This window comes from Leucobacter ruminantium (assembly GCF_017565705.1).
Taxonomy (GTDB): domain Bacteria; phylum Actinomycetota; class Actinomycetes; order Actinomycetales; family Microbacteriaceae; genus Leucobacter; species Leucobacter ruminantium.
On the sequence record NZ_JAGDYL010000008.1, the window covers coordinates 87482 to 102085 of the forward strand.

12 protein-coding genes and 1 tRNA gene are annotated in these 14604 nt (G+C 71.3%); 10 read left to right on the top strand and 3 right to left on the bottom strand.

All coding sequences use genetic code 11. The features are described from left to right. The first annotated feature begins 4 nt into the window (after positions 1 to 4). On the top strand, positions 5 to 487 hold the full coding sequence (locus tag J4H91_RS06795; RefSeq protein ID WP_208045501.1) for a CinA family protein: 483 nt from the start codon (positions 5 to 7) through the stop codon (positions 485 to 487). A 99-nt stretch (positions 488 to 586) separates the two neighbouring features. Here J4H91_RS06795 and J4H91_RS06800 read toward each other — a convergent pair whose 3' ends face one another. Beyond that, complete coding sequence (locus J4H91_RS06800; RefSeq protein WP_208045502.1) at positions 587 to 901, bottom strand: hypothetical protein; 315 nt, start codon at positions 899 to 901, stop codon at positions 587 to 589. Between the two features lie 171 nt (positions 902 to 1072). On the opposite strand from J4H91_RS06800, the gene J4H91_RS06805 reads away from it, so the two are divergent. Next, entirely contained in the window at positions 1073 to 1531 is a 459-nt protein-coding gene (locus tag J4H91_RS06805) for an SRPBCC domain-containing protein (RefSeq protein ID WP_208045503.1), read from the top strand. A 64-nt stretch (positions 1532 to 1595) separates the two neighbouring features. Here the strand turns inward: J4H91_RS06805 and J4H91_RS06810 are convergent. Further along, positions 1596 to 1669 (bottom strand) — tRNA-Arg (locus tag J4H91_RS06810). 261 nt (positions 1670 to 1930) lie between these two features. On the opposite strand from J4H91_RS06810, the gene J4H91_RS06815 reads away from it, so the two are divergent. The 4 genes from J4H91_RS06815 (at position 1931) to J4H91_RS06830 (ending at position 8920) form a co-directional block, all read left to right on the top strand. Further along, positions 1931 to 2452 carry an adenine phosphoribosyltransferase gene (locus J4H91_RS06815; RefSeq protein WP_208045539.1) on the top strand — a complete coding sequence of 174 codons (522 nt, stop codon included), beginning with the start codon at positions 1931 to 1933 and terminating at the stop codon, positions 2450 to 2452. 68 nt (positions 2453 to 2520) lie between these two features. Beyond that, entirely contained in the window at positions 2521 to 5715 is a 3195-nt protein-coding gene (locus J4H91_RS06820; protein WP_208045504.1) for a hypothetical protein, read from the top strand. After that, entirely contained in the window at positions 5708 to 7537 is a 1830-nt protein-coding gene (locus J4H91_RS06825) for an AMP-binding protein (protein WP_208045505.1), read from the top strand. The genes J4H91_RS06820 and J4H91_RS06825 overlap by 8 nt, the downstream gene beginning before the upstream one ends. A gap of 174 nt (positions 7538 to 7711) precedes the next feature. Further along, positions 7712 to 8920 (top strand): cobalamin-independent methionine synthase II family protein, encoded by a 1209-nt coding sequence (locus J4H91_RS06830; RefSeq protein ID WP_208045506.1) that lies wholly within the window; start codon positions 7712 to 7714, stop codon positions 8918 to 8920. 156 nt (positions 8921 to 9076) lie between these two features. Here the strand turns inward: J4H91_RS06830 and J4H91_RS06835 are convergent, their stop codons facing one another. Continuing rightward, a complete protein-coding gene (locus tag J4H91_RS06835; protein ID WP_208045540.1) occupies positions 9077 to 10231 on the bottom strand; it encodes an o-succinylbenzoate synthase in 1155 nt (384 codons plus the stop codon). Between the two features lie 332 nt (positions 10232 to 10563). Here J4H91_RS06835 and J4H91_RS06840 point away from each other — a divergent pair, with 332 nt between their 5' ends. The 4 genes from J4H91_RS06840 (at position 10564) to J4H91_RS06855 (ending at position 14581) form a co-directional block, all read left to right on the top strand. Further along, the gene (locus J4H91_RS06840) at positions 10564 to 11304 is read left to right on the top strand and encodes a VIT1/CCC1 transporter family protein (RefSeq protein WP_208045507.1); all 741 of its coding nucleotides are present in this window, start codon (positions 10564 to 10566) and stop codon (positions 11302 to 11304) included. A gap of 102 nt (positions 11305 to 11406) precedes the next feature. Beyond that, positions 11407 to 12321 (top strand): 1,4-dihydroxy-2-naphthoyl-CoA synthase, encoded by a 915-nt coding sequence (locus tag J4H91_RS06845; protein ID WP_208045508.1) that lies wholly within the window; start codon positions 11407 to 11409, stop codon positions 12319 to 12321. A 62-nt stretch (positions 12322 to 12383) separates the two neighbouring features. Beyond that, positions 12384 to 13631: an AMP-binding protein gene (locus J4H91_RS06850; RefSeq protein ID WP_341783467.1), complete on the top strand. Its 1248-nt coding sequence runs from the start codon at positions 12384 to 12386 to the stop codon at positions 13629 to 13631. Beyond that, positions 13628 to 14581 (top strand): 1,4-dihydroxy-2-naphthoate polyprenyltransferase, encoded by a 954-nt coding sequence (locus tag J4H91_RS06855; protein WP_208045509.1) that lies wholly within the window; start codon positions 13628 to 13630, stop codon positions 14579 to 14581. The genes J4H91_RS06850 and J4H91_RS06855 overlap by 4 nt, the downstream gene beginning before the upstream one ends. Positions 14582 to 14604: the final 23 nt, after the last annotated feature.

Genomic DNA, 14604 nt, shown 5'->3' on the forward strand with positions numbered 1-14604 from the left:
GACGATGGTGAAGACGGCGCTCGGAGCAGCGGTCGACGATCTCGTGGGCGAGCTGGCGGAGCTCGCTGTTGCGCGGGGGATTCGTCTCGCGGTGGCGGAGTCGCTGACCGGTGGCCAGCTGGCTGCCGCGCTCGCCGCGGCGCCCGACGCCGGGGACTGGTTCAGGGGAGGGATCGTCGCGTACCACCCCGAGGTGAAGTACGACCTCCTCGATGCGCCCCGCGGTCCCGTGGTGACCGGACCCACGGCGGAGGCGATGGCCTCCTCTGCGGCGAGGCTGCTCGGGGCGGAATGCTCGGTCGCGGTGACGGGCGTCGGCGGCCCCGAGCCGGACGAGGGCAAGCCTGCAGGCACCGTGTATCTCTCGACCTGGCACGACTCCGAGCCGCGCACCGAACTCCATCGCTTCCGGGGGGACCCCCTGGACGTCATGCGGCAGACCATCGAGGCCGCTCTGAGGGCCCTCGTATCGCGCGTGCGCGAGTGAAGCGACGGGGCTCGCGTCGCAGGCGGCCCGGCGAGGCGTCCGGAGGCATCCGCGCCGGTCGCGTGCGCGCCGCTCGCGCGAGCCGGGGCCGCGCCGAGCTCAGTCGGGCGTGTCGATCGAGATGTGATCCTCGTCCTGACGCTCGGCGTCGGACTGGCGCTGCTTGCGCTGCGCCGAACTCGGAGTCTCGAAAGCGTCGGCTCCCTCGTCGGCGTCGAGCTCGGGGTTGTCGGCCGCCCGTTCGTCTCCCGGCGTTCCCGCACGTGGCGGATCCGCGGCGTCGGGGCCGACCTTGCCCGCGCGGTCCCCGGCGGAGGGCACCGACTCGGGAACCGATTCCGGGGATTCCGCGCTCGGACGCTCCGGATCCCTCTCGGCGCCGGTCTTGTCTGGGTCGTTCGCGTGCTGGTCCATGATCCTGCGGCCTTTCCGCGGTGCGGCCCGCTGCGCGGGCCCCGCTCGGGTTGCTCTGGACTCCCGACGATACGTGCCGTGCCGCGATCGCGAACGGGCCTTGCCGCTCGTGCCGGGGTCTGATAGCGAGGCGCCTGTGACACCTTCGAGATCGCTTGCTAGCGTCGAAGCATGCCGAGAACCGACACCGCGGCCCGCACGATCCCCGCACCGACCGACCGCGTGTTCGCCGCGCTCACCGACGCCGAAGCGCTCGCCGAGTGGCTGCCGCCGGAGGGAATGCGCGGCCGGTTCGAACGCTTCGACATGCGCCCGGGCGGGGGCTACCGCATGGTGCTGGAGTACCTCGATGCCCGGGAGACCGGCAAGACCGGCGAGGGATCGGATGCGGTGGAGGCCCGCATCGTCGAGATCGTGCCGGGCGAGCGCGTGGTGCAGGAGGTGGAGTTCGAGTCGGACGATCCGGCGTTCTCCGGCGTGATGACCATGACCTGGGCGGTGGAGCAGGCTGCGGAGGGGAGCACCGTGCGGATCCGGGCCGAGGGCGTGCCGTCGGGGATCTCCGCAGCTGAGCACGCGGTCGGTTTCGCCTCCTCGCTCGCGAACCTCGCGGCCTACCTCGCGCGCTGAGCGGCGATCGTCGAGCTACGACGAAACCCCCGCCGCTGCCGCGACGGGGGTTTCAGATGGTTCGCGCGCCCCGAGGGATTCGAACCCCCGACCTTCTGATCCGTAGTCAGATGCTCTATCCAGCTGAGCTAGGGGCGCACTGTTGATCTCTCAACTCGGAAAACTTTACATGAGTCGCGGTGAAAAGAAAAATTACGGTCGCCCGGGTGTGTCTTCGTGCTCCGGCGAGGGATCCTGACGCGGGAAAGCGCCTGGGGAGGGGAGACGTCGGACACCCGTCGGCGTGCTGTTCCGGATGGCGGGGTGCTGCGGCAGGATCCCTTATCGGAGGGAGCGAGTAGCCTGGATCGCGTGCCAGAGACGATGAGCGAGCCCCTCGACCTGCCGAGCTTCCCCGAGATGACGCCCGAGCTGAAGCGCGCGGAATCGCTGATCCTCGAGATTCCCGACTATCCGCTCGAGGGCGTGCTGTTCCGCGACATCACGCCGCTGCTCGCCGACGCCGAGGCGTTCCGCGCGACGGTCGACGCGCTGATCGCGCCGTTCCGGGGCTCCTTCGACGTCGTCGCCGGGTTGGAGGCGCGCGGATTCCTGCTCGCGAGCGCCGCGGCCTACGCGGCAGGAGTCGGGCTGATGCCGGTTCGCAAGTCGGGCAAGCTGCCTCGTCCCGCGGCGAAGATGAGCTACGCGCTCGAGTACGGCATCGCGGAGGTCGAGGCGCACGCCGACTTCCCCCGCGGCACCCGGGTGCTGCTCATCGACGACGTGCTCGCGACCGGCGGTACGCTCGCGGCGGGGAGGGATCTGCTGCGCGAGCTCGGCTACGCGCACGCAGGCACCGCGGTGCTCTTCGAGATCGAGGGGCTCGGAGGCAGGGACGCGCTGAACGACCCGAGGCTGCACACGGTGTTCAGGAGCTGATCCGAGGCGGCGAGTCGCTCACCCTGCGCGGTCGTCCCGATGTCGGAGGTCGCCGCTAGTGTCGAAGCATGAGTCGTAGACGCCGCCGTTCGGAGCCCGATTCGCTGCCTGCGCCCGATCCCTTCGACCTCGCAGGCTCGGATCCCGAACTGCTCAATTCGGGGCGCATCCCCGACCCGCAGCCGGAGCACGCGCCGCTGTTCCGCTGGCTCGCAGGTGTGCTCACCGCAGTGGAGGCCCGTCTCAGGGCACGAGGGAACCGGTCGATCCGCTTCGCCATCGGGTTCTGCTGGGTGCTGGTGATGGCCATCGGCGTGCTGCTGCTCCTCGGGCCGGTCATCAACGAGCCGCGCGACTTCGACGACGTGCTCGACTCGGCGAAGGTGGGCGAGGTCGACTGGATCGCCACCGATGCGAACATCGACTACTCGATCACCCGCACCGAGGGCGGGCGCTTCTCCGCGAAGATCTCCGAACGCTACACCGCCGACTTCGCGAACGGACCCGAGCGGTCGATCGAGCGGAAGTTCGTGACCGAGTTCGACGGCCACGACACGGGGTTCGAGATGCACTCGGCGACCATCGACGGCGAGTCGGCGGACGTCGAGGTGAAGCGCGGCGCGACGATCACCACCGTCACGCTCGCACCCCCCGACGGCGCGAAGCTGGAGGGGAAGCGAGCGATCGCGCTCGACTACTCGATGCGCGATCTCGCCTCACCGCGAGTCGACGAGGCCACGGGAGGCGCGGTCGACGGCTGGTCGTGGCCCCTGCTCGGGCCGAGCTGGCCGCAGGCGACGAAGGGCGTGGATGTATCGCTGACGCTGTCCCGCGAGCTGGATGAAGCGCTCGTGCGGGCGCCGCGCGCCTACGTGGGCTGGCTGCTGCTCAGCGGCACCGAATGGCTCACTCCCGAGAAGGAGACGGCTGAGGGTGTGCGCTACGCCTTCAGCAACGACGACACCCTGCCGCCCTACCCCGATCTCGTCATCGACACCGCCTTCGAAGCGGGCACCTTCGGGCAACCTCCTACCACAGCCCTATTCTGGTGGCAGACCTGGGGGCCGCTTCTGCCGCTCGCGTTTCTCGCCGTCCTCCTGCCGTTCGCACTCGCGGCGAGGAGGGTCGTGTGGGCCGACAGCGCCGGTGAGCCGTGGTATCTCGCGCGAGCCGAGCTGCCCGAGCTCTCCCCGTCGGAGGCCGCGCAGCTTCTCGACCGTCCGTGGCACGCGGAGCTCGTGGCCGAGCTGGCGCGCGGGGACGCCGCATCCGGGAGCCCCGGAAGATCGGACAGGCGCCGGAACGCGAAGGCCTCGGCGGCGCGAGGAAAGGCGACGGCGGTCGCGCGCTCGGGGCGCCTCGGCTCTGCCGCGCGCCCGGGGAGAGAAGCGCGACTCGCGGCCATCGCGCGCGCGGGAATGCGTGCAGGTCGGATCGGCAACCTGCCGAGCGTGCTGCGGCAGCGGTCGCGCTGGTCCCGGAACGATCGCCCGGTCGAAGGCGGGCTGCGCTGGGTGCCCGACAGTTACGTGCGCGACACCTTCATCCTCGCGCCCATCGCGGTCGTGCTGCTGCAGTGGGGGCTGCTGCGACAGCTCTCGCACCAGGTGATCCTCACGGTCGTCTGGTGGCCGGGTCTGTTCGTGCTCGTGTCGAGCGCGCTCGCCGTGATGATCGTCTGGGCGGTGTGGAGGCCTCGGCCGCTCACCCGCGACGGCGCCCTCGTCGTGCAGCAGCTCAAGGGCATCGACGTCTACGCGCGCGCGACGCGTCTGCTCGACCGCGGCACCGTCGAGGAGCCGCTGCTGCCCTACGCCGTGCTCTTCGAGAGTTCCAGACGCGCCGGGCGCAGGGTCGCCGCGAGCGCCGGCCGCGAGGCGGGCGACCGGTGGCTCGGCCGCGGCTGGCGCACGGAGCACTTCGTGTCGCTGCCGGCTGCGCTCGCCCTCCTCGCCTCGGTCGGGCTTCTCGCCGGTTCTATCGTCACCGTGTCAGCCAGACCCGCTCCGTACGCGGAGGCCGATTTCGTCACCTGGCCGTCGGGCCCGTCGGGCACGGTCTGGTCGCAGGTGGAGGGTTTTACGATCGACGGTGAGCTGCAGCGCGACGAACGCGGCGGCGCGCGGCTCCGAGTCGTAGAGCACGACAGCGTGCGGTTCACGCCGGGAGGTTCGTCGGTGCCGCAGTTCGCTAGGGAGTGGCCGCGCGAACGGTTCGGCCAGAGCCTCGGGCTCGAGATCGAATCTGTGAGCGTCGATGGCGAGGAGGTGCCGTTCCAGGAGGTCGCGGGGCCGCAGAGCACCGCGATGGTGACGCGGATGTCCGACGTGCTCGACGGGCTCTACGACGTCGAGGTCGTCTATGCGCTGACGAGCCCGGTGGTCGACTCGGCGAACGGAGCCGAGCCGCAGCAGCTGCGCTGGACCGCCTGGCACGGATTCTGGGAGGACGCCCACTACACCGATACGGAGAACCCCTTCGACGGAAGAGCCCCCGTGCGCCCGCTCAGCGTCACGCTGGCGATCGACCCGCGCATCGCCGACGAGATCGAGTCGGGTGGGTGGATCGACTACGACGGCGACCGTGAGCGAGTGCCCTACGAGGACGGCAACTGGTATCGGCCGTGGCAATACGACACCACGGCCTACCCCGAGATGCTCTTCGACGAGCGCACTCCCTACGAGCTGCGCATCGGCTCCGAGCGTCGGCTCGACGACGGATCCCTCGTCGTCTCGCTCGACGCCGACGCCGTGCAGTCGCGAAGGGCCGATGACCACGACCCCGAGACCCCGGAGTCCGCTTGGGAAGTCTCGGAGGAGATCAACGGGACCCTCGAGAAATACGACCTCGGAACCTCTGGAGACCTCGGGGTGGTGCTGAACTTCGCACCGGGAACCTTCGAGAGCGTCGACCCCGGGGCGTATGAGCGCTATCGCCTCGCATACCGTGCTCCCTATGCCGCCGTGCTCGGGCTCGCGGGAATCATCGTCGTGGCATCGCTCGGAGTGCTCGCGTTCGCCGCGCGTTCCCGACGGGGTCCGAGCGCCTCGCTGCGCACCGTCGCATACGGCGCGATCCCGATCGCCGCGATCGCGCAGAGCGTGCTGTTCTTCTGGGCCGTGATGAGCATGCCCGGCGGCAACGGGGAGGGGTGGGCCGCCATCGCGGTCGGGGCGATCATGCTCGCCGCGGTCGCCGCGCAGGCCGTTCTCGTCGCGCGGATGGGACCGGCGGGGAAGGGGCAGAATAAGAGCCATGACTGAGATCGACCCCACCGCCGCCTTCCTCGCCGCGCGCGATCGACTGCTCGAGCTCGCCGGAGATCCGGAGCGCGCCCGCGCCGAGTTCCGCTGGCCCGATGTCGGGCCGGCTTTCAACTGGGCGCACGACGTCTTCGACGCCCTCGCCGAGGGCAACGAGCGCGCGGCGCTCCGCATCGTGGAGGCCGACGGGAGCGAGTCGCAGCGCACCTTCGCCCAGCTTAAGCAGCGCTCCGATCAGGTGGCGAACTGGCTGCGGGGCATCGGTGCCCGCAAGGGCGACGTCGCGATGCTGATGCTCGGCAACCGCCTCGAACTGTGGGAGATCATGCTGGCCGCGCTCAAGCTCGGCGTCGTGATCCTCCCCACCTCGGTCGTGCTCGGGGCGCACGAACTCGCAGACCGCGTCGAGCGCGGCCGTGTGCGCTGGGTGTTCGCGGCGGCCGACGACGCGATGAAGTTCGCCGAGGTGCCCGGCGGGTACGGGCGCGTCGGCGTCGGTTTCGACGGGGTGATCGGCGGAGCGACCCGGGATCAGCGGGCGGCGCTGTTCGACTGGCTGCGCTACGAAGAGTCGAGCGCGGCCTCCCTCGCACCGATCGCGAAGACGACGGCGAGCACGGATCCCTCGCTCATCTACTTCACCTCGGGCACCACGAGCCGCCCGAAGATCGTGGAGCACTCGCACACGAGCTACCCGCTCGGTCACCTCACGACCCTCTCGTGGATCGGTGTGCGGCCAGGAGACGTGCACTCGGTGGTCAGCGCCCCCGGCTGGGCCAAACACGCATGGTCGAGCTTCTTCGCCCCGTGGAACGTGGGCGCCACGATCCTCGTGCTGAACTACGCCCGCTTCGACGCGGAGCACTTCGTCTCCGAACTCGACAGGGCCGGCGTCACCACCTTCTGCGCCCCGCCGACGGTCTGGCGCATGCTCATCCAGAGTCGGCTCGACCGCAGGCCGCGCGCGCTGCGCGAGGTCGTGTCGGCCGGTGAACCGCTCAACCCCGAGGTCATCGCGCGCATCTCCGAGTGGTGGGGTCTCGAGATCCGCGACGGCTACGGCCAGACCGAGACCACCTGCCTCATCGGCAACATGCCGGGAGACCCCATCGTGCCCGGCGCGATGGGCAAACCCCTGCCCGGTGTCGACGCAGTGCTCGTCGACCCGCTCACCGGGGCCGAGTGCGACGAGGGCGAGCTCTGCCTGCGGCTCTCGCCCTGTTCCTCCTTGCTCCGCACGTCGGCTGTCCGCGAGGGCGCGGACAGCGCCGTCGGCGCTCAAAGCGACGCTTTGCACAACTCCTTGGCGCCCGTGAACCTCATGACGGGCTACTTCGGCGACCCCGACGCGACCGCCAGGGCGATGGCGGGCGGCGTCTTCCACACGGGCGACGTCGCCCACCGCGACGAGCACGGCGTGCTCACCTTCGTCGGCCGCACCGACGACATCTTCAAGTCGAGCGACTTCAAGGTCTCTCCGTTCGAGGTCGAGAGCGCGCTCATCGAGCACGAGTTCGTCGCCGAGGCCGCCGTCGTCGGCGCTCCCGACGAGACGCGCCTCAACGTCACCAAGGCCTACGTCTCCCTCGCGGCAGGCGCGGCCGCCGAAGCCGAGACGGCGCGCGCCATCCTCGCCCACGCCAGAGTCGCGCTGCCCGCCTACATGCGCGTGCGCCGCGTGGAGTTCTTCGAGCTGCCCAAGACGACGTCGGGCAAGATCCGCCGCGTCGAACTGCGGCAGCGCGAGGAGGCCGCCTTCGGTGAGGGCCGTCGCATCGAGACCGAGTGGCGGGAAGAAGACTTCCCGGGGCTCAAAGGCTGAGACGGTGTCGCGCGGCAGCGCGGCGGATCCCTCGCCTGAGGGATCGTGTCCGCTCTCACGCCACTGCCGATCCCTCGCCTGATGGGACCGCGCCCGAGGCTCGCGCACCGTCCTTCGTGTCATTCGGCGTCATGAGACTGGAGGGCGGGGGAGCACGCCGGTAGCTTCGCAGTCATGACGACTATCGAGACGACCACAGCCGGAAGCCTGCCGCGCACGCAGGCGCTCATCGAGGCCAACGCCGCACGCACCTTCGAGGACGACGGCTTCACCCTGCAGTCGACGCTGGAGTTCGAAGCGCTCGTCGCCGAGGCCGTGCGCGATGTCGTCGAGCGGCAGCGCGAACTCGGCATCACGCAGCCCGGCGACGGCGAGTTCGGCAAGGCGATGTCGAACGCCGTGGACTACGGCGCGTGGTGGAGCTACTCCTTCCAGCGCGTCTCGGGCCTCTCGCTGACCGAGATCAACGCCTTCAACGAGCCGCCGGTGCGCTCGGCCCCCGGCGATGTGCGCCTCACCGCCTTCCTCGACCGTCGCGACCGGCAGGCCTTTGCCGAGGCCTACAACGACCCGGAGGGAGGGATCGCCACGGGTCGCACCGCGACCGCCTTCCCCACGACGACCGGCGAGATCGCCTACCGTGGCCAGCAGGCCGTCGCCGCCGACACCCGCAACCTCCGCGCTGCGCTGCAGGAGGGCGAGCGCGGGTTCCTCACCGCGATCGCTCCCGGCTCCGCCGCCCGCGTCCGCAACGACTTCTACGCGAGCGAGCAGGAGCACATCGACGCCTGGGTGGAGGCGCTGCGCGAGGAGTACCGCGCTATCACCGACGCGGGCCTCATCCTCCAGCTCGACGATCCCTCGCTCGCAGAGAACTGGGATCAGATCAATCCCGAGCCCTCCGTCGAGGACTACCTCGCCTTCACTCAGATCCGCATCGATGCGATCAACGCGGCGATCGAGGGATTGCCGAAGGAGCAGGTGCGCCTGCACCTCTGCTGGGGTTCATGGCACGGCCCCCACACCACCGACATCGAGCTGAAGCACATTCTGCGCACGGTGCTCGGCGCGAAGGTCGGGCAGATCTCGTTCGAGGCCGCCAACGCCCGTCACGAGCACGAGTGGGCCGTGTGGGAGGAGAACCGCGACATCATCCCCGACGACCTCATCCTCGTGCCCGGCGTGGTCGGCCACTCGACCAACCTGGTCGAGCACCCCGATCTCGTCGCGCAGCGGATCGAGCGCTTCGCGAAGATCGTGGGCCCTGAGCGCGTCATCGCCGCGACCGACTGCGGCCTCGGCGGTCGCGTGCACCCGCAGATCGCGTGGGCCAAGCTCGAGTCGCTCGGCGAGGGCGCCCGGCGCGCCGCGGCCCGCGTGTAGTCGCGGCCCGCGGCGCGCGTGGCGGGCGCGGCGGGCGCGTGGCGGGGTCGTGCGTGGCCGAGGCCCGCGTCCGGCTGCAGTCCGCATGAACACCTTGGGCGAACGAACACGGCGGGGGCGAACGAACACCGCGGGGAGCTCTCCCCGGGGCTTCTCTCACGCCCGCCGTGTTCGTTCGGCGAGGAGCGCGTGGCAGCGTGTCACGCGCTCCCGCCACCAGCGCTCCCGCTCGGGCGGGGCCGCGTAGCGGTCGAGCAGGGCCGGGGCGAGGGCCGGTCTCTCGACAGGGATCCCCCCGCGCTCGGGCAGCAGCGACCGGGCGGTGATGTCGCCGTCGAGCAGCGCCACAGTTCCGAGCCCGCAGGCACCCGCGAGTAGACGATCGGGCAGCGCCGCCGCGAGGTGCAACCCCATCGAGATGCCCACCGAGGTGTCGAGCGCACTCGACACGACCACCGGCAGCCCGGCGCGCTCCACGATGTCGAGCGCTCGGCGGATTCCGCCGAGCGGCTGCGCCTTGACCACGAGCAGGTCGGCAGCCCCCGCCCGTGCGACGGCGAGGGGGTCGGCGGCCCTGCGCACGCTCTCGTCGGCGGCGATGCGCACGATGGGCGAACGGTCTGTCGATCCTCGGATCTCGGTCGCGCCGTCGGCCGCGGCGAGCTGACGATCTGAACCTGCGACCCCGTCGTCCCGAACGACGCGCGCGCTACCCTCGGCCGATGCCTTGCTCGAGTCTCCCGTAGCGGGCTTCACGCTGTTCGAACCCCCGACCTTCTGATCCGGAGTCGGACCCGGAACGGACAGCCGCGCGCGCAGCTCCGCGAGTTCGGCCACCGTCGCGCACGGCTGCTCGGCGTAGTCCAGGTCGAAGCCGGAGAGCGCGCGCAGCGCGGTCACGGCCTCGTCGATCGTCCAACCGCCGTTCGCATCGACGCGCACTCTCGCATCTGGCCCCATCGCCTCGCGCACCTCGCGCACCCGGGCCAGGTCGTCGGCGATGGACTGGCCGCGTTCCGCGACCTTCACCTTCGCGGTGCGGCATCCGGGAAAGCGCGCCAGGATCTTGCGCACCTCCTCGGCGGGGACGGCTGGAACCGTCGCGTTCACCTCGATGCGGTCGCGCAGCTGGGGTGGCTGCTCGTGCCAGCCGAAGTCGAGCGCCGCCTCCAGCCAGGCCGCGGCCTCGGTGTCGTCGTACTCGGGGAACGGCGAGAACTCGCTTGCGCCGAGCGGCGCCTCGAAGATCGCGGCCTCGCGCACGGCGACGCCGCGGAAGCGGGTGCGGGTGGGGATCGCGACCACCCGCATGGCTGCGAGCACATCTGCGAGCGGAGGGATCCCTCGCGGCTGTTCGAGCAGAGGGATCCCTCGCGGCTGTTCGAGCAGAGGGATCCCTCGCCGCTCGCTCGCCTGCCCACCGCCCATGCCCTCGATCCTGCCATCTCCGCACCGGATCCCTGCGCTGCCCGCACCGAACACGACGCTTTCAGCGAGACCGACGGTTCCAGGGGCGCTGGAGCAGTCGGCCTCGCCGGAACAGTCGGTCTCGTCGGAGAGGCGCGGAGAAATCGCGCATGAGCAGGAGAAAGGCAAACCTTCCCTTGCTTGCGGGCCTCGCGCCGCGAGAGCATGATGGGCGCATGGAGCAGGAACGCATCGACACCCCGGCCCCGGGCGCGCACCCCGACGAGCCGCACGACAGCCGCATCGGGCAGAAGCTGAACTGGTTGCGCGCGGGCGTGCTGGGCGCGAACGACGGTATCGTCTCCACCGCGGGCGTCGTGATCGGCGTGGCCGCCGCGACGCCGAACAACCTGCTCGCCATCGCCACGGCGGGCCTGGCCGCGCTGGTCGCGGGAGCGTTCTCGATGGCCGGCGGAGAATACGTGTCGGTGAGCACCCAGCGCGACACCGAGCGCGCCATGATCGCGAAGGAGACCCGCGAGCTCGCCGAACAGCCGGAGGAGGAGCTCGCCGAGCTCGCCGGCTTCTACCGGCAGCGGGGTCTCTCGCCCGAGCTCGCGCATCGCGTCGCCGAAGAGCTGACGGCGCACGATGCGCTCTCCGCGCACGCCGAAGTCGAGCTCGGCATCGACCCCGACGAGTTCACGAGCCCGTGGGCGGCAGCCGTGTCGTCGTTCCTCTCGTTCACGGTGGGAGCGCTGCTGCCGCTCGTCATGATCCTGCTGCCGCTCGGCGCTCACCGCATCTGGGCGGCCGCGGTCGCGGTGGGCGTCGGGCTGCTGCTGACGGGGTGGGTCAGCGCGGCTCTCGGTCGGGCACCGCGCACGCGGGCGATCCTGCGCAACGTGATCATGGGCACGGCGACCATGGCGGCCACGTATCTCATCGGACTGCTCTTCGGCGTCGCTGTGGCGTAGGCGTTGCGGCGAGGGATCCCGGTGCCGTGATGCCTCGCGGCGGGGAGGGATGCCGGCGCCTACCCGGTGCCCGCCCCCCCCGCCCCGAATAGGCTTGGGTGCATGACGCAGCAGGTCTCCGACATCTTCGATCCCTCCGAATGGCAAGACGCCCCCGGCGCGGAGCGCTACACCGACATCACGGCGCACCTGAGCCGTGACGGGCGCATCGCCCGCATCGCGTTCGACCGTCCCGAGGTGCGCAACGCCTTCCGCCCGCATACGGTCGACGAGCTCTACGACGCGCTCGACCGGGCGCGCGTGAACCCGCGCGTGGGCGTCGTGCTGCTCACCGGCAACGGGCCCTCGCCGCGCGACGGCGGCTGGGCGTTCTGCTCGGGCGGCGACCAGCGCATCCGCGGCCGCGACGGCTACAAGTACAGCGACGACGAGACCGCGGTCGGCCCCGAGGCCGCGGCCCGCGCCGGCCGACTCCACATCCTCGAGGTGCAGCGGCTCATCCGCTTCATGCCGAAGGTGGTCATCGCGCTCGTGCCGGGGTGGGCGGCGGGCGGCGGGCACTCGCTCAACGTGATCTGCGACCTCTCGATCGCGAGCGAGGAGCACGCGCGCTTCAAGCAGACCGACGCCGACGTCGGATCCTTCGACGCCGGCTACGGCAGCGCCTACTTCGCGCGCCAGATCGGCCAGAAGAACGCCCGCGAGGTGTTCTTCCTCGCCCGCGAGTACTCGGCGCAGCGCGCCTACGAGATGGGCGCCGTCAACGCGGTCGTGCCGCACGCGGAGCTCGAGGCCACCGGCCTCGAGTGGGCGCGCGAGATCCTCGGCAAGTCGCCGACCGCGATCCGCATGCTGAAGTACGCGTTCAACGCCGTCGACGACGGGCTCGTGGGGCAGCAGCTGTTCGCGGGCGAGACCACGCGCCTCGCCTACGGCACCGACGAGGCCGTCGAGGGCCGCGACTCGTTCCTCGAGAAGCGCGACCCCGACTGGTCGCCGTTCCCCTACCACTACTGAGCGGGCGCTCGGATCCCTCATCCCGAGCGCCCTGCGGTCCGAGCGCGGAGTACCCTGGAACGGTGACTGCCGCGAACGCACTCCGCGCGATCCCGACCGATGATCGCGCCTGGCTCATGGCCGCCCTCGGTGACGCCCTCTCGGGCGGGACCCCGGTGCTGCCTGTGCCCGCTGATGTCGACGACCGAGCCGCCGCACACGCCGCCGACGAGATCGCTGCCCTGCACCGCGCCGAGCTGCCGCACGGCACCGCGCTCGTGGTGCGCACCTCGGGCTCGAGCGGTGTGCCGAAGGCCGTGGCGCTGAGCGCGGAGGCCCTGCGCTCGAGCGCCGAGGCGACGCACGAGCGCTTCGGCGGCGCGGGGCAGTGGCTCGTGGCGCTGCCGACGCACCTCATCTCGGGCCTGCAGATGCTCGTGCGCAGCGAGGTCTCGGGCCTGCCCCCGGTGTTCTTCGACGGGCCCTTCGACGCGGAGCTGCTGCTGCGGGCCTCCGAGGTCATGGAGGCCGACCGCCGCTACGTCTCGCTCGTGCCCGTGCAGTTCTCGCGGCTGCTCGATCTGGCCGAGAGGGATCGCGGGGCCGCCGACGCGCTGCGCGCCTTCGACGCCGTGCTCGTCGGCGGGCAGTCGGTGCCGCTCGAACTGCGTCGTCGCGCGCACGAGCTGGGCATCGCGCTGAAGCGCAGCTACGGCATGACCGAGACGGCGGGAGGCTGCGTCTACGACGGCGTGGAGATCGGCGACACCCGTGTGCGCATCCGCGGCGGCGAGGTGCAGCTCGCGGGCCCGTCGCTCGCGTTGGGCTACGTGGGAGACCCCGAACTCACTGCGGACCGCTTCGTCGAGGAGGCAGGCCGCGACGGTGCGACGACGCGCTGGTATCGCACGGGCGACGCCGGCGAACTGCTGGGCGGCATGCTCACGGTGACGGGGCGCCTCGACCGCGTGATCGTGTCGGGCGGTGTCAACGTGTCGCTCGACGAGGTCGAGCGTGCCGCGCGCGAGCACGCCGGCTGGGAGTCGGCCGTCGCGGTCGGAGTGCCGCACCCGGAGTGGGGCGAGCGGGTCGGGCTCGTCGTGGAGACGGGCGGCGAGGGATCCCTCGCCTTCGACGAGGTGCGCGCCGCATTGCGCGAGCGCCTCGGCGCGGCTGCCGCTCCCGAGTGGGCCACCGAGACCGACGAACTGCCGCGGCTCGCGGGCGGCAAGCCCGACCTCCGGGCGATCGAGGCGTGGATCTCGCGCCTTCGGGACAGTTTCAGCGAGACCCGCCGCGGCAGGCACGCGGCGGAAGAAGGGCGGGCATGAACGCGAAGGATCCGCGGAGATCGGGCAACCCCGCACGGCGGGCGGCCGCCGAGCGGCAGGCGGCTTCGGGCGCGCCGCCGCGCATCACGTGGCGGAACTGGGTCGGGGGAGCGCGGCTGCGCACGCTGCCTCTGGCGGTGGCGCCGGTCGCGGCCGGCGCCGGCATCGCCCGCATGGTGCACGGCTTCTCGTGGACGCTGACGCTGCTCGCGCTCGCCGTCTCGGTGCTGCTGCAGATCGGCGTGAACTACGCGAACGACTACTCCGACGGCATCCGGGGCACCGACGCCTTCCGGGTGGGCCCTGCGAGGCTCACGGGCTCGGGGCTCGTGAACCCGAAGCGGGTGCTCGCGACGGCGCTCGTCTTCTTCGGGCTCGCCGCCGCAGCGGGCCTCGTCGCGGTCGTGCTGAGCGGCCGCTGGTGGTTCCTCGCGCTGGGCGCGCTCGCGATCGTCGCCGCCTGGTTCTACACGGGCGGCAAGCGGCCCTACGGCTACGCCGGGCTCGGCGAGGTGGTGGTGTTCGTCTTCTTCGGCCTGGTGGCCACGGTCGGCACGGTCTACCTGCAGACCGATGTGCAGACCCAGGAGATGTGGTGGGCAGGGGCGGGCGTCGGCCTCTTCGCGGTCGCGGTGCTCGTCGTCAACAATCTGCGCGACATCCCGACCGACCGGCTCGCGGGCAAGAAGACGCTCGCCGTGCGCATCGGCGATCGGGCGACGCGCCTGCTCTACGTGCTCTGCGTGGTGCTGCCGTTCGCGGTGCCGGCGCTCTACGGGCTCGTCAACCCGAGCATGGTGATCGTGTGGCTGGTGCTGCTCGCGATCGCGCCGTGCATCCTCATCGTGGTGACGGCGAAGACGCCGCGCGAGCTGATCCTCGTGCTGCAGCTGACGAGCCTCGCCGCGCTCGCCTACGGCGTGCTGCTCGGCCTCGCGTTCGCGTTCTGACGCCTCGGATCCCTCGCCCCGGC

What these genes read in the sequence shown, in the direction of transcription:
- J4H91_RS06795 (WP_208045501.1), top strand. Translation starts at nt 5, where the DNA reads ATGGTGAAGACGGCGCTCGGAGCAGCGGTCGACGATCTCGTGGGCGAG.
- J4H91_RS06800 (WP_208045502.1), bottom strand. Translation starts at nt 901, where the DNA reads ATGGACCAGCACGCGAACGACCCAGACAAGACCGGCGCCGAGAGGGAT.
- J4H91_RS06805 (WP_208045503.1), top strand. Translation starts at nt 1,073, where the DNA reads ATGCCGAGAACCGACACCGCGGCCCGCACGATCCCCGCACCGACCGAC.
- J4H91_RS06815 (WP_208045539.1), top strand. Translation starts at nt 1,931, where the DNA reads ATGACGCCCGAGCTGAAGCGCGCGGAATCGCTGATCCTCGAGATTCCC.
- J4H91_RS06820 (WP_208045504.1), top strand. Translation starts at nt 2,521, where the DNA reads ATGAGTCGTAGACGCCGCCGTTCGGAGCCCGATTCGCTGCCTGCGCCC.
- J4H91_RS06825 (WP_208045505.1), top strand. Translation starts at nt 5,708, where the DNA reads ATGACTGAGATCGACCCCACCGCCGCCTTCCTCGCCGCGCGCGATCGA.
- J4H91_RS06830 (WP_208045506.1), top strand. Translation starts at nt 7,712, where the DNA reads ATGACGACTATCGAGACGACCACAGCCGGAAGCCTGCCGCGCACGCAG.
- J4H91_RS06835 (WP_208045540.1), bottom strand. Translation starts at nt 10,231, where the DNA reads ATGCGGGTGGTCGCGATCCCCACCCGCACCCGCTTCCGCGGCGTCGCC.
- J4H91_RS06840 (WP_208045507.1), top strand. Translation starts at nt 10,564, where the DNA reads ATGGAGCAGGAACGCATCGACACCCCGGCCCCGGGCGCGCACCCCGAC.
- J4H91_RS06845 (WP_208045508.1), top strand. Translation starts at nt 11,407, where the DNA reads ATGACGCAGCAGGTCTCCGACATCTTCGATCCCTCCGAATGGCAAGAC.
- J4H91_RS06855 (WP_208045509.1), top strand. Translation starts at nt 13,628, where the DNA reads ATGAACGCGAAGGATCCGCGGAGATCGGGCAACCCCGCACGGCGGGCG.